Raw genomic sequence first — 13,320 nt, 5'->3', positions numbered from 1 at the left:
TTAAGCGCTTCAGCACCCCCGACTATTTCTAGTATTTCGCCTGTAATAGCCGCTTGTCTAGCCTTGTTGTAGGTTAGAGTCAATTCTCTTTTTAACTCACCCGCATTATCGGTAGCCTTGTGCATAGCCGTCATACGTGCGCCGTGCTCGGAAGCGTGAGAATCCAAAACCGCTTTAAAAAGCTGTATCTTCAAAGATTTTGGGATAAGCTCAGCTACAATCTCTTCTTTTTCTGGCTCAAAAATGTAGTCGCCAATAGTAGCCGTATCTTCTGCTGGTGTTTCCAACGGCAAATAGGCTTCAGTCATCAAATTCTGAGAAGCAGCATTCTTAAACTGATTGTACACCACCACCACTTTATCGTAACGCCCTTCCACAAAATGACTCATTAAGTCTTGAGCTATCAGCGAGGTATTAGCAAAAGTAAGGTCGTTGTACAAATCGTCATGAGAAGAAACCACCTCAAAACCATTCTTAGCAAAATGCTCAGATGCTTTCTTACCTATAGTAACAAAAGCAGCCTTGTCGTATTCTTGGGCTAGTGCTTTTGCTCCTTTTATCACGTTATTGTTAAAAGCACCACACAGACCTCTGTTGGATGTTACAGCAACTATCAAAACGGATTTAACCTCTCTGGCTTCAGCATAAACACCGCCTTCAGAAGCGTCTAGTGTAGAGCTTAGGTTGACCAATAACTCACTTAACTTGTTGGCATACGGACGCATCTGTGTAATGGCGTCTTGAGCTCTTTTGAGCTTGGCTGCCGATACCATTTTCATGGCACTTGTGATTTGCATAGTAGAACCTACCGAAGTAATTCTAGCCCGTATTTCTTTTAAGTTAGCCATAGTTTATGCTGCGTATTTCTTAGATAAATCGGCACATACCTTACGTAAAGTGTCCGTGATATCATCACTCAACTTACCTGCTGCTAAAGCGTCTAAAACGTCTTGGTGCTTGCTGTGTAAGAAAGCGATAAATTCGGATTCAAATTCTTTAACCTTATTAGTAGGTACATCCATCAAAAGACCGTTAGTACCACAGAAAATGATAGCCGCTTGTTCTTCTACTCTCAAAGGAGAATACTGACCTTGCTTTAGAATCTCTACGTTACGTTGTCCTTTTTCGATAACCGCCGTAGTAGCCGCATCTAAGTCAGAACCGAATTTAGCAAAAGCTTCTAATTCACGGTATTGGGCTTGGTCAAGTTTTAATGTACCTGATATTTTCTTCATGGATTTAATCTGTGCCGAACCCCCTACACGAGATACCGAAATACCCACGTTAATAGCTGGACGAACACCCGAGTTGAATAAGTCACCATCTAAAAATATCTGACCGTCCGTAATAGATATTACGTTGGTTGGAATATATGCCGATACGTCACCCGCTTGTGTTTCAATAATAGGTAGTGCCGTTAGTGATCCGCCCCCTTTTACCATCCCTTTTAAAGAATCTGGTAAGTCGTTCATCTGTGCCGCAATAGCATCGTCATTAATTACTTTTGCTGCTCTTTCCAATAAACGGGAGTGAAGATAAAATACATCACCAGGATAAGCCTCACGACCTGGAGGTCTTCTTAATAATAAAGATACCTCACGGTAAGCTACCGCTTGTTTGGATAAATCGTCAAATACAATCAATGCTGGACGACCTGTGTCTCTAAAGAATTCGCCAATGGCTGCTCCCGCTAGTGGTGCATAAAACTGCATCGGTGCAGGATCAGAAGCATTAGAAGCAACGATAACAGTATAATCTAATGCTCCAGCATCTTCTAAAGTCTTAGCGATAGATGCAACGGTAGATCCTTTTTGACCTACAGCAACGTAGATACAAAATACAGGCTCTCCCTTGTCGTAAAATTCTTTTTGATTGATAATCGTATCGATAGCTACTGCCGTCTTTCCTGTCTGACGGTCGCCAATGATAAGCTCTCTTTGACCTCTACCTACTGGAATCATAGCGTCAATAGCTTTAATACCTGTTTGTAAGGGCTCGTTTACTGGCTGACGATAGATAACACCCGGCGCTTTTCTCTCAATAGGCATCTCGTAAGTGTCGCCTTGTATAGGTCCTTTACCATCAATAGGGTTTCCTAAGGTGTCAACCACACGGCCCAACATTCCCTCACCTACATTGATAGAGGCAATACGGTTTGTTCTCTTAACAACATCGCCCTCTTTAATCCCTTTAGAAGGTCCCAATAATACCGCACCGACATTATCTTCTTCTAAGTTCAAAACGATACCTTGTAGTCCGTTTTCAAACTCAATAAGCTCACCCGACTGTACGTTGGTTAAACCGTACACACGAGCAATACCATCACCCACTTGTAATACAGTTCCTACTTCTTGTAAATCAGACTCGGATTTGAATCCTGCTAATTGTTGTCTTAAAATTGCTGATACCTCAGCTGGTTTTACTTCTGCCATAGTTGTGAATTTAGAAGTCCTTTATGTAAAGGTTTTTATTAAACGATTGTTTTAAATCTTTTATCTGACGCGCTACACTGGCGTCTAATTGTTTGTCGCCCAACCTTAGGATTGCTCCTCCGATTAAACTTTCATCTACTTGTTCTGTTAAATCGACTTGGCTAACCCCTTGTTGTTTGATGAAGTCCAACACTTGAGCTCTTGTATCATCATCTAATGCTACAGCCGTTGTTAGTGTCGCCGACTCAATGCCTTTGTCCATTTTGTATAACAATAAAAAACGCTCTGCTATATCTAGCAAAAGGGCTTCTCTTTTCTTTTTGGTAATTAAGTTGATAAAGGCCAATGCTAAAGGAGAAAAGCTGGAAAATATTTCGTTTATAATAAGGAGTTTTTTATCCGTTTTAACCACTGGACTTTTTAACAGCAGGGTTAATTCTCTTGACTCTTGACATATAGCAACTACCGCCGCCATATCCGACTTACAGTCGTCTAAGGAGCTTTGCTCTTTAGCTAATTCTAATAAAGACTTAGCGTATCTTAATGTTGCTCTGGTATTTCTCATCTTAACTTAAAGCTGCTTCTTTTAAAGCGTTGTTTACCATTTCTTTTTGCCTGTCGTTGTCTTTTAGCTCAGCCTTTAATATTTTCTCAGCAATGTCAATAGACAAATCCGCAACTTGGTTTTTCAATTCTGTAATAGCGGCGAGCTTCTCGTTGTTGATTTGCTCACGTGCAGAGGTTAAAACCTTGTCGGCTTCTACTGTTGCTTGAGTTTTAGCCTCAGCAATAATGACGTCTTTAATTTCTCTTGCTTCTTTAAGGATAGCATCTCTTTCTGCTTTGGCCTCACGCAAAATGCGTTCGTTGTCAGCATTAAGGGCTTCCATCTCTTTCTTAGCGTTGTCGGCAGCCTCTAAAGCACTTTTAATGCCTTCTTCTCTTTCTTCTACTGCACCTAAAATAGGTTTCCAAGCGTACTTTCTTAACAAGAATAACAGCGTCAAGAATAAGACCGTCTGCCAGATGAATAAGCCTATTGAAAAGTCGTTAATTAAAGTTTCCATATCAATTCTTTGTTTCTTTTTTTCTTAATGAGTAAAACCAAAACTGTAAGCAACCCTTACAGTTTTGATTTATAATTGAAAATTATACCGCAAATAATGCCGCAAATCCAATACCTTCAATTAATGCTGCTGCAATAATCATTGCAGTTTGGATTTTAGAAGTCGCTTCAGGCTGTCTAGCGATAGCGTCCATGGCTGAACCACCGATTCTACCGATACCGAAACCTGCTCCGATTACTACTAATCCTGCACCTACGATAGCTGGAATTTCCATAATTAGAAAAATTTAAAGTTAATACTCAGTTAAAAATTAATGTTCATCGTGATGTTCTTCTACGGCAGCTCCAAAATATAAAGCCGTTAGCATAGTGAATATATAGGCTTGTAGAAATGCTACTAGCAACTCTATTAAACCTAAAAACAGTGTCAAACCATAAAAGGCACCACTAGCCAGAACGTTTCCGGCCATATATACCAAACCAATAAGCGCCATTAAAACCACGTGACCCGCCGTAATGTTGGCATACAAACGAATCATCAATGAAAATGGCTTAATTATTGTTCCCAATAACTCAATAGGCATAAGGACTATTTTCATAGGTACTGGTACACCCGGCATCCAAAAAATATGTCCCCAATAATTTTTATTGGCTGTAAATTGTGTAATCAAATAGGTAATTAATGCTAAAGCAAAGGTTACCGCTATATTTCCTGTAACGTTAATGCCGAGCGGTGTCATTCCAGCAAGGTTCATAAACCAAATGAAAAAGAATACCGTTAGCAAATAACTCATGTATTTTTTATAATGCTTTTCTCCAATGTTTGGAATAGCAATATCGTCTCTAATAAACAAAACCAAAGGCTCTAGCAGTCTTCCAAAACCGCTTGGTATTGGTCCTTTTCTGTAAGATTTAGAAAGGGCAGTAAAGAGGAAGAAGAGAAGTAGACACGTTAACATCACCACAAAAACATTTTTGGTGATGGATAAGTCTAATGGCTTGTCATTTAAGGCGTGATGGTGGTCGTCGTAAACAAGGGTTCCTTCAGTATCGGTAGAATAAATTTTACCGTGATCCATAAAGTAATAGTTGCCATTACTTTCAGCAACAGCCTCACCGTGGTGGAAAGCGCTGGACATAAAAACATGCAAACCATCATCCCATAAAATGATAGGTAATGGAAAAGAAACACCGTGAAAAAGCTCAAAGGAATGAGAGTCTTTCAGGTGATGCGCAATAGTTTCCTTGATTTCTGTACGTGTATCTTTCTCGACATGGTGAACCTCAGAATGATCATCTGAATGAGAGTGGTTGTCGTGTGCAAATGTTACACCACTGATTGTAAGTGTAAATAGTAAGGCTAGTAAACTATATTTTCTTCTCATTGTCTGCAACAAATTGCTATTAAAGAATTCGCTGCAAAACTAAATATTATTGTTTATTCTAAAAATAAAATAAGGAAATATTTTTAAGCTTTTTTTATGAAATTAATGCGGTGGTATTTACAAGCGGTTCAGCAAGCGCACCAAAACCAAAACTTCTACCATTAAAGCTATAAAATAAGGAATGAAAAACAGGAGAAAAGCGTGGGTTTCGTTTTGACAGTATTCGAACAAAATGGGCTGAACAATCAAAGGAAAGAGCAATAATTTTGCTAAACTCGTCGCCAAAAATATATAGCCTAGACTAAAAGTATGGGTGATTCTGAATTTATAAATCAACAAAATAGCGGATGCCGTCATCAAAAAATTGGTAAGGTAGGTGAATGTCCAGGCATTCCTACTGATGTGAATGCCTCGTAGGTCAAAAGCTAAATAATGAATCGCTAAAGCAAACAACAACACCACAAAAAGTTGAGCGGCAAAAGATAGGATAAAACGACTACTCTTCATTGTTGATTTTGTTGAGTGTCTTTAGAACCGAGTAAAGAGATATTAGTAGTGCAAAAAGCGTGAACGCTATAGTAAACCAAGCCTTGTCGGTGTGGTATTTAGCATCGAGATATTTGCCAAAGTAGGCCCCTAAAAAGATGGTGATTCCCATCTGGGAGGCAACAGCAACAAGAACAATAAAGCGCTTAGGCTGTTTTTTCTTGTTTTTCTTGTTTTCCAGCATGGTTGATGTCTTTTATAACTGCGCCCATACTACAAGAACCCGTAAAGGAAGCTCCTGGCTCAATTGCTAATTTGTTAGTTACGATATCGCCATCTAGCTTTGCTGTCGATTTTAAGGCTAAAAGCTCTGAAACAGAAATAGAGCCTTTCAACTCACCCGAAACATCAGCGTTAGAAGCGTTTACGTTACCCTCTACCATTCCAGTAGAGCCAATAACAACTTTTCCTTTCGTGTTTATTGAACCTGAAAGTGTGCCGTCAACACGTATATCGCCAGATGAAGTTACTTCACCTACAATAGTTGTTCCTACACCTATTAAGTTTACTACGCCTGTGTTTTCTTGTGGTTTTGCCATGGTTTTTTCTTTTGATGAAAACATTACAATTTGTTTTTGGTACAACAAATATAGTAAAAACTATGATTATTGTTCATTTAAATAGTACTCTTCAAAGGACTTTTGGTAACCCTCAATATCTTTGTTTTTGAAAAAGGCTGGAAAATTAGGGCTTGCTATAACAAAAGCCTCGTAATCTTCTCCAAATACTCCCCTTACATCACCCTCTTTAAAGGCGCTATAATAACTCATCGCTTTGGCTTTATTGGGGAATTCTCTTACTGTTATCATATGAGTATGCTGATCGAAAAGTAAGTCACTAACATTTAGTCTGTCCAAACGGTAGTATTCCGAATGGTAGTTTGATAGGGTGGACTTAGCGAGAGCAACCTCTAAATCATACTCTTTGAATAATAAAATAAAATAATGCCCCGCCTTTGGCTTGTTTACATAGGGTGAATCACCATCGCTATAGTCCGTTCCACCACCAGCAACTACCGTTTCTTGTTGTAAAAATTGGAGTATCTCTTTGGCTGATTCTGCTACCTGATGCTTGGGGTATTTTTCAACAATCAGCGTTAGGGCGTTCATGTAGTTTTTCTTGGTCACACCAAAACCCTTAGCCATAGTCCTCAAAAAGTCAAAATTGGGGTAGAGGTTATTGTTAGGGTTTTTATTATTGACTCGCTCACAAAGGCTTATGCATTGCTTGAATTTGGATTGCAAATACAGTTGGTGGGCTTTTTCGTAATCGGCGCTAAGCAAAGAATTGGCTTGAGCCATCTCATCAGCATAAGCCGGATCCTTTATAAGCTTGGCATAGTCACTGTTGGGAAATTCTTTGAGTAATAAGCGTTTATAATCTCTAGCAAAATCAACATTTCCTAGTTCCTTGTGCAGTCTGTATAAAAAATACAAGACCATCACCCTGTTGTCGCTTTTTGGAAAACGAGAGTTTAGGGTTTCGAAAGTGGTGACGGCCTGGGGTGCATCCTCCAATTTTTCTTTGTAAATAACTCCAGCGTCAAAATAGGCCTCGATAATCATTTGGTTTGAGGCTTTTTTAGCCTCAATAGTTAGTGGCAACTCTTTGATGTAAGAGTCTCTGCTTTTAGGGTCAAACTCCTCTTCTTGAATGGTGTCAGCAAGAGCCTCTTCTACGGTTTGTGATTTTTTGTCTGAACGACGCCAGTTGTCCTCTAACTTTCGTTTACCCCACTTTCTGTTAAACTCCGAGAAACCAAAACTCAAGGTATTGGGGTTGTCAAAATACCAACCGCCACCTTTGTTCTGATTCATTCTATTAAAGCTGTTGTTTTGTCGTGGATCGTTGAAAAAATTATTGTCCATACGCCTCTCGTTTTCTAAGGCTTTTAAGCGTTGCTCCTCTGCTTTTATTTCTTCAATAATTTTATCGATAAATGCTAAGCGTTCTTTTTCGGGCATTAAAGCAACACGCTGAATACTGTCTTGGTGCTCTATAATATCAAGGTTAGTAATGAGTTCGGTAAGTGTTTTTTGCCTAGCAGAAGCCGCTAAAAACCTTTCGTTGTTGGTGTTCATAAAAGCCACGGCAGTGTCGTAGTATGCTTGTGATGAACGGTAGTTTTGTTGATCGTAATAAATGTCTGCCAATATCACGCTAGACAAGGATTTTTGAGCGTCATTTCTTATGCTTTTAGATACCGACTTCACATAAAGTGGTACAGCTTCTTTAAGCTTGCCTTCTCTATTGCTAAGCTCCGCCAAACCAAAATATATAACATCTAAGAACTCCTTGTTTTTAGCGTCTTTCAACATTTTGTTCAGCTCACCTTTTATTTGCTCTGAACCACCTGAAGATGTATCAAAAGAACGGGCTCTATTAATTTTAGCGTTAAAAGTCATCTCATAATCAGGGCTGATGCGAATAACCTTAGAGAAATAATCGGTTGCCGCCGGGTAGTTGTTTTGGTTGTAATGCAATTGGGCAACCATATATAGATAGCGTGACTTTTCTCTTTTCTTTTTGGTTAGAGAGATCGCCTCTTCTAGCTCGCTAATAGCGGGGACATAGTCTTTTAGCCTGATGTGATAATGCGCCATTATCAAAGCCAGGTCTTTGTTGAGTTCTGTTGGGAAGTTTTCGTCAGATAAAACGTTTTCTAAAATTAAATCTGCCGAGCTAAAATCTTTGGACTCGACAAAAGACTTTATCAACCATATTTGCGCCTCATAAGCGGTTGTTAAACCTTCAAATTGACGACTCACCAAGCGAAAAGCTTCAATAGCCTTTATGTACTCTTTCTTGTAGAAATACGATTTTCCAATAAGCAAATAACAGTCATCAATCCAGCGGTTGTGCTCTACACCCTTGATTAGCATAGAGTGTTTGCTGATGGCTTGAGCGCACTTCTTTAGTGCCTTGTCCATTTGGGGGGCAACAGACTGGGCCTCTTTTTCAGTGCCTAAAGGATAAACACTTAGAAGTTCATTAAAGTCGTCCTTGTGCTGTGTTTCTAAAACTTTTACCCCCGACTTATAGCTTTCGTTGGCATTAAAATACCAGTTGTAACGAGTGGTGGTTTTATGATAGCTTCTGTTAAAGAATTTGTTCTTTGTGGTTTTGCACGAACCCAAGACAAAGAGAACAAACAACAAAAAAGATAACCTTAAAAAAGAATGGGTTTTAACAAACATTAGTGCAATAACTTATATCTGACAAAATTATTTTATTTTCTTGAATTAAAGATTAATCGGCGTTAAGATAAAATTTTAAGATATTTGCAGCGATTATGTCTAAGGATAAAAAAAAGAATTCTTTTTGGAATAGATGGCGGTTCAAATACCGTTTTGTTATCTTAAATAGCGAAAACTTTGAGGAGCGCTTATCGTTCAACATATCTAGGCTAAACGTCTTTCTATTAAGTTGTATTACTATCACTTTATTAATGGGTGGCACTGCTTTAGTTATTGCTTTTAGTCCACTAAGAGAGTATATTCCGGGCTATACAAGCACCAATATAAGACGTCAAATGGTAACGCTTAATCAACTTTCTGACTCCTTAAATACAGAGCTCATAAATAGAGAGCGCTACCTTCAAAATATCAAAAACATCATTGAAGGAAGAGATATAGACACTAATACAAGCTCCAACTGGCAGCGTATCTCCACTCAAGAAGACATAACCGTAGAGCGCACCCCTGAAGATTCTTTGCTAAGAGAACATGTTGAGGCTGAAGAAAAATTTAATTTTTTTGGCACTACAAGCATGGATAACCAAAGTGTAGAAAAATTATTGTTCTTTGTTCCTGTTCAAGGTCTTGTCACCCAATCTTTTAACATTGAAGAAGAGCATTATGGGGTAGATGTTGTTACGAAAGAAAATGAGCTTATTAAATCAACCTTAAACGGTGTTGTTGTCTTTTCCTCATGGACATCAGAAACAGGCCATGTTATTGCTATACAACACGAAAACAATCTGCTGTCTGTTTATAAACACAACTCTGTACTACTAAAAAGTCAAGGCGAAAGAGTAGGGGCGGGTGAGGCTGTGGCAATCATTGGAAATTCTGGCAAGTGGAGTAGTGGTCCACACCTACACTTCGAAATATGGTACAACAACAACCCTGTTGACCCTGAACAATATATCTTATTTTAATTTATGGGGTTAAAATCTTTTTTTGGAGTGCAATATGCCCGCTGGGTAAACCAACAAAACGCTTGGTGGATAAACAATCCGATAAAAGCACAAAAAAAAGTGTTTAAATCACTGATGTCTAAAGCTGAAAAAACAGCCTTTGGAAAAGAGCATGGTTTTGCCACTATTAGTTCATACAAAGATTTTAAATCTGCTGTTCCTGTAAGAGGTTATGAGGGGTTAAAGCCTTATATAAAACGTGCATTAGACGGTGAAAAAGATGTTTTGTGGAAAGGTCTTCCGTTGTATTTCTGTAAAACCTCGGGCACCACGTCTGGCACAAAATACATTCCCATTTCTAAAGACTCTATGCCTTACCACTTGAAGGGAGCAAAAGACGCCATCTTAAGTTATGTTTACGAAACATCGTGTGCGGGATTTTTAAATGGTAAAAATATTTTTATTCAGGGTAGTCCAGAGCTAGACTATAGCAAAAGTGCTCCTTTGGGTCGTCTTTCAGGAATTGTGGCTCATCATGTGCCGTGGTATCTTCAAAGAGATAATACCCCTAATTTTGAAACCAACTGTATAGAAGAGTGGGAAGAAAAAATAGAGGCTATAATTGAGGAAACTATTTCTGAAAACATGACTTTGATAAGTGGTATTCCGCCTTGGATACAAATGTATTTTGAAAGGTTAAAAGAAAGGACAGGGAAAGAGATAAAGGATGTGTTTCCTAATTACAGTCTAATGGTATATGGTGGGGTAAATTTTGAGCCTTACAAAAAGCGGTTTTTGGAATTGGTAGGTAAGGATGTGCCTAGCATAGAAACCTACCCTGCCTCGGAGGGCTTTATAGCCTATCAAGACAAACAAGATGTTGAGGGTTTGTTGTTGTGTGTTAATCACGGTATTTTTTATGAGTTTATTGAGGCTAGTCTGTTTTTTGAGGATAAGGCCGAAAGAATAAGCTTGGCTGACGTGGAGTTAGGTAAAGACTAAGTCGTTATTTTAAATACTAATGCCGGTTTGTGGGGATATAATATTGGCGATACTGTTCGTTTTGTATCCACATCACCTTATCGTGTTGTGGTAAGCGGTAGAATTAAACATTTTACTTCTGCTTTTGGCGAACATGTAATCGCTAAAGAGGTTGAAGAGGCTTTGTATGGTGTTGTGAAAAAATACGACGCTATTGTTAGTGAATTTCACGTTGCTCCTGAAGTAAATCCATCAAATGGATTGCCTTATCATGAGTGGTTTGTTGAGTTTCGAAAACAGCCTAATGATATGACTAGTTTTTCTGAAGATTTAGACGTGGCTATGCAAAATCAAAACACCTACTATAAAGACCTTATCGATGGCAAAATATTAAAGCCTTTAGTAATAAGAAAGGTACAAGAAAATGGCTTCTTAAAATATATGAAGTCCGAAGGCAAATTAGGTGGACAAAACAAACCCCCACGTTTGGCAAATAATCGTAAACTTGCAAATAGCTTAACCTTATATATAAATGACTGACAATAAAAAACATATTGCTATCCTCGGCTCAACAGGCTCTATTGGCACACAAGCTTTAGAGGTTATTGAAGCAAACCCTAGTTTATTCGTTGTTGAGGTTCTTAGCGCAAACTCCAACAGCACATTATTGATAGAACAGGCTCTAAAATTTAAGCCAAACGCTGTTGTAATTGTTGATGAAAACAAATACCAAGAGGTGTTTGATATTTTATCGCCAAAAGACATCAAAGTTTATGCTGGAAAAGATTCTCTATCTCAAGTGGTTGAGATGGACTCTATTGATATGGTCTTGACTGCTTTGGTGGGTTACTCAGGTTTAAAACCAACTATAAACGCCATAAAAGCCAAAAAAAATATAGCCTTAGCGAATAAAGAAACTTTAGTGGTTGCAGGTTCGTTAATTACAGAGCTAGCCAAGCAAAACGGTGTAAGTATTCTTCCTGTAGATTCTGAACATTCAGCAATTTTTCAATGTTTGGTGGGTGAGTTTCATAATCCTATTGAGAAAATATACCTTACCGCTTCGGGTGGTCCTTTTAGAGGTTGGGATAAACAAGGCTTGACAAGTGTAACCAAAGAGCAAGCTTTAAAACATCCTAATTGGGAAATGGGAGCTAAAATAACAATCGACTCGGCAAGCCTTATGAATAAAGGTTTGGAGGTTATAGAGGCAAAATGGTTGTTTGGCTTAAAACCCGAACAAATAGATGTTATCGTTCATCCCCAATCTATAATTCACTCAATAGTACAATTTACTGATGGATCAATGAAGGCTCAAATGGGTTTGCCAGACATGAAGCTGCCTATTCAGTACGCTTTGGCCTATCCACAAAGGATTGTTTCTAACTTCCCTCGTTTCAATTTTATGGACTACCCAAATCTAACATTTGAAAAAGCAGATACTGATACGTTTAGAAATCTCTCTATGGCGTATAAAGCCATGAATAAAGGAGGAAATATGGCTTGTGTTTTGAACGCTGCCAACGAGGTAGTTGTCGATGCTTTTTTGCGAGATAAAATTGGTTTTTTAGAAATGTCAGATATCCTTGAAAGTTGCATGGAAAAGAGTACTTTTGTGAGCAATCCCACATACGATGATTTTGTTTCGTCGGACGAAGAAAGTCGGGTTTTGGCTAACGCATTAATAAGGTAAATGGAAATATTAATTAAAGCAGGACAACTTCTTTTAAGTTTGTCAATTTTGGTAGTTTTACATGAGTTGGGACACTACATCCCGGCTAAACTGTTCAAAACACGAGTAGAAAAATTTTACTTGTTTTTCGATCCTTGGTTTTCTATTTTCAAAAAGAAAGTGGGCGACACAGAATATGGTGTCGGCTGGTTGCCTTTAGGTGGTTATGTTAAAATATCAGGAATGATAGACGAGTCTATGGATAAGGAGCAGATGAAGCAACCCCCACAACCTTGGGAGTTTCGTTCTAAACCCGCTTGGCAACGTTTAATTATTATGTTGGGTGGTGTTACGGTCAATGTTATTTTAGCTTTTGTGATTTATTCCTTCAGCTTAGTTATATGGGGAGAGAAATATTTACCTAGCGAAAATGCCACATACGGCATCTATTGTGATTCTTTAGCCTTAGATGCTGGATTTCAAAATGGCGACATTATTTATTCTATAGACGGTGATAAGGTTGAGCGTTTTGCCTCTGAAAAAGGAAGTTTACACTCGGAAATGATACAAAAACTCATTTTAGACGACGCTAAAGAGGTGGTGGTTTTAAGAGACGGCAAGCAAATTGCTATTCCTTTTACAAACGAAACCAAGAATGCTATTTTAGCCAAGACCCCTTTGTTCTCTCCTAATATTCCTTTTGTGGTTGATGCTTTCTCGGAAAACTCTGTTTTAGAATCCGCAGGGGCTAAGGTGGGAGATAGAATCGTTAGGATCAACGAAAAAGACATGGGTTTTGCTGGCAATGTTATTGAATACACCCCTACTTTAAAAGGCGATTCTGCTAATGTCGTGGTGGTTAGGTCTGGTGAGGAAGTGGCTTTTGATGTTTTTTTAGAAACAGGTTTAATGGGTGTTCAGTTGAGGCCTCTCACTAAACTTTATAAGTTTGAGAAAGAGCAGTATAACGCTATTAATGTTATACCTGCTGCTCTAGAAAAAACACATTCGGAAATTGCTAATTACCTCAAACAATTCAAACTCATTAAAAAATCACCTGAATCAGTAGGTGGTTTTATTTCCATTGGTAGCATATTCCC

The 13,320-nt window shown here is 38.5% G+C and carries 13 protein-coding genes and 1 pseudogene; 4 read left to right on the top strand and 10 right to left on the bottom strand.

Annotated elements, in window-relative coordinates; all coding sequences use genetic code 11:
* From atpG to P8I29_06300, 10 genes are all read right to left on the bottom strand, one after another.
* Positions 1 to 848, bottom strand: an 848-nt coding sequence (gene atpG / locus P8I29_06345) for an ATP synthase F1 subunit gamma (GenBank protein MDG1917416.1), incomplete at its 3' end; no start/stop codon positions are given.
* A 3-nt stretch (positions 849 to 851) separates the two neighbouring features.
* On the bottom strand, positions 852 to 2,432 hold the full coding sequence (gene atpA, locus P8I29_06340) for a F0F1 ATP synthase subunit alpha (GenBank protein MDG1917415.1): 1,581 nt from the start codon (positions 2,430 to 2,432) through the stop codon (positions 852 to 854).
* A gap of 10 nt (positions 2,433 to 2,442) precedes the next feature.
* Positions 2,443 to 2,997, bottom strand: a complete 555-nt coding sequence (atpH, locus tag P8I29_06335) for an ATP synthase F1 subunit delta (GenBank protein MDG1917414.1) — start codon at positions 2,995 to 2,997, stop codon at positions 2,443 to 2,445.
* A 1-nt stretch (position 2,998) separates the two neighbouring features.
* On the bottom strand, positions 2,999 to 3,499 hold the full coding sequence (locus P8I29_06330; GenBank protein MDG1917413.1) for a F0F1 ATP synthase subunit B: 501 nt from the start codon (positions 3,497 to 3,499) through the stop codon (positions 2,999 to 3,001).
* 82 nt (positions 3,500 to 3,581) lie between these two features.
* Positions 3,582 to 3,773, bottom strand: a complete 192-nt coding sequence (gene atpE, locus P8I29_06325; protein MDG1917412.1) for an ATP synthase F0 subunit C — start codon at positions 3,771 to 3,773, stop codon at positions 3,582 to 3,584.
* Positions 3,774 to 3,809: 36 nt separating this feature from the next.
* Positions 3,810 to 4,883, bottom strand: a complete 1,074-nt coding sequence (gene atpB, locus P8I29_06320) for a F0F1 ATP synthase subunit A (protein ID MDG1917411.1) — start codon at positions 4,881 to 4,883, stop codon at positions 3,810 to 3,812.
* A gap of 117 nt (positions 4,884 to 5,000) precedes the next feature.
* On the bottom strand, positions 5,001 to 5,390 hold the full coding sequence (locus P8I29_06315; protein MDG1917410.1) for a hypothetical protein: 390 nt from the start codon (positions 5,388 to 5,390) through the stop codon (positions 5,001 to 5,003).
* Positions 5,380 to 5,613 (bottom strand): AtpZ/AtpI family protein, encoded by a 234-nt coding sequence (locus P8I29_06310; protein ID MDG1917409.1) that lies wholly within the window; start codon positions 5,611 to 5,613, stop codon positions 5,380 to 5,382. Before P8I29_06310 ends, P8I29_06315 begins: the two co-directional genes overlap by 11 nt.
* The gene (locus P8I29_06305) at positions 5,576 to 5,992 is read right to left on the bottom strand and encodes a polymer-forming cytoskeletal protein (protein ID MDG1917408.1); all 417 of its coding nucleotides are present in this window, start codon (positions 5,990 to 5,992) and stop codon (positions 5,576 to 5,578) included. The genes P8I29_06310 and P8I29_06305 overlap by 38 nt, the downstream gene beginning before the upstream one ends.
* 42 nt (positions 5,993 to 6,034) lie before the next feature.
* On the bottom strand, positions 6,035 to 8,626 hold the full coding sequence (locus tag P8I29_06300) for a tetratricopeptide repeat protein (protein ID MDG1917407.1): 2,592 nt from the start codon (positions 8,624 to 8,626) through the stop codon (positions 6,035 to 6,037).
* A gap of 95 nt (positions 8,627 to 8,721) precedes the next feature.
* Here P8I29_06300 and P8I29_06295 point away from each other — a divergent pair, with 95 nt between their 5' ends.
* From P8I29_06295 to P8I29_06280, 4 genes and pseudogenes are all read left to right on the top strand, one after another.
* The gene (locus P8I29_06295) at positions 8,722 to 9,588 is read left to right on the top strand and encodes a M23 family metallopeptidase (GenBank protein ID MDG1917406.1); all 867 of its coding nucleotides are present in this window, start codon (positions 8,722 to 8,724) and stop codon (positions 9,586 to 9,588) included.
* A gap of 3 nt (positions 9,589 to 9,591) precedes the next feature.
* Positions 9,592 to 11,088: pseudogene (locus tag P8I29_06290) on the top strand (GH3 auxin-responsive promoter family protein).
* Positions 11,081 to 12,241, top strand: coding sequence for a 1-deoxy-D-xylulose-5-phosphate reductoisomerase (locus tag P8I29_06285; GenBank protein MDG1917405.1), 1,161 nt, complete (start codon positions 11,081 to 11,083; stop codon positions 12,239 to 12,241). The pseudogene P8I29_06290 and the gene P8I29_06285 overlap by 8 nt, the downstream one beginning before the upstream one ends.
* On the top strand, positions 12,242 to 13,320 hold a 1,079-nt coding region (locus tag P8I29_06280; GenBank protein MDG1917404.1), incomplete at its 3' end, for a site-2 protease family protein.

It is taken from the genome of Flavobacteriales bacterium (genome assembly GCA_029248105.1).
In the GTDB taxonomy this organism is placed as follows: Bacteria; Bacteroidota; Bacteroidia; order Flavobacteriales; family UBA7312; genus UBA8444.
Note: the sequence above shows the minus strand (reverse complement) of the source record. Positions and strands in the feature narration are given on the sequence as shown.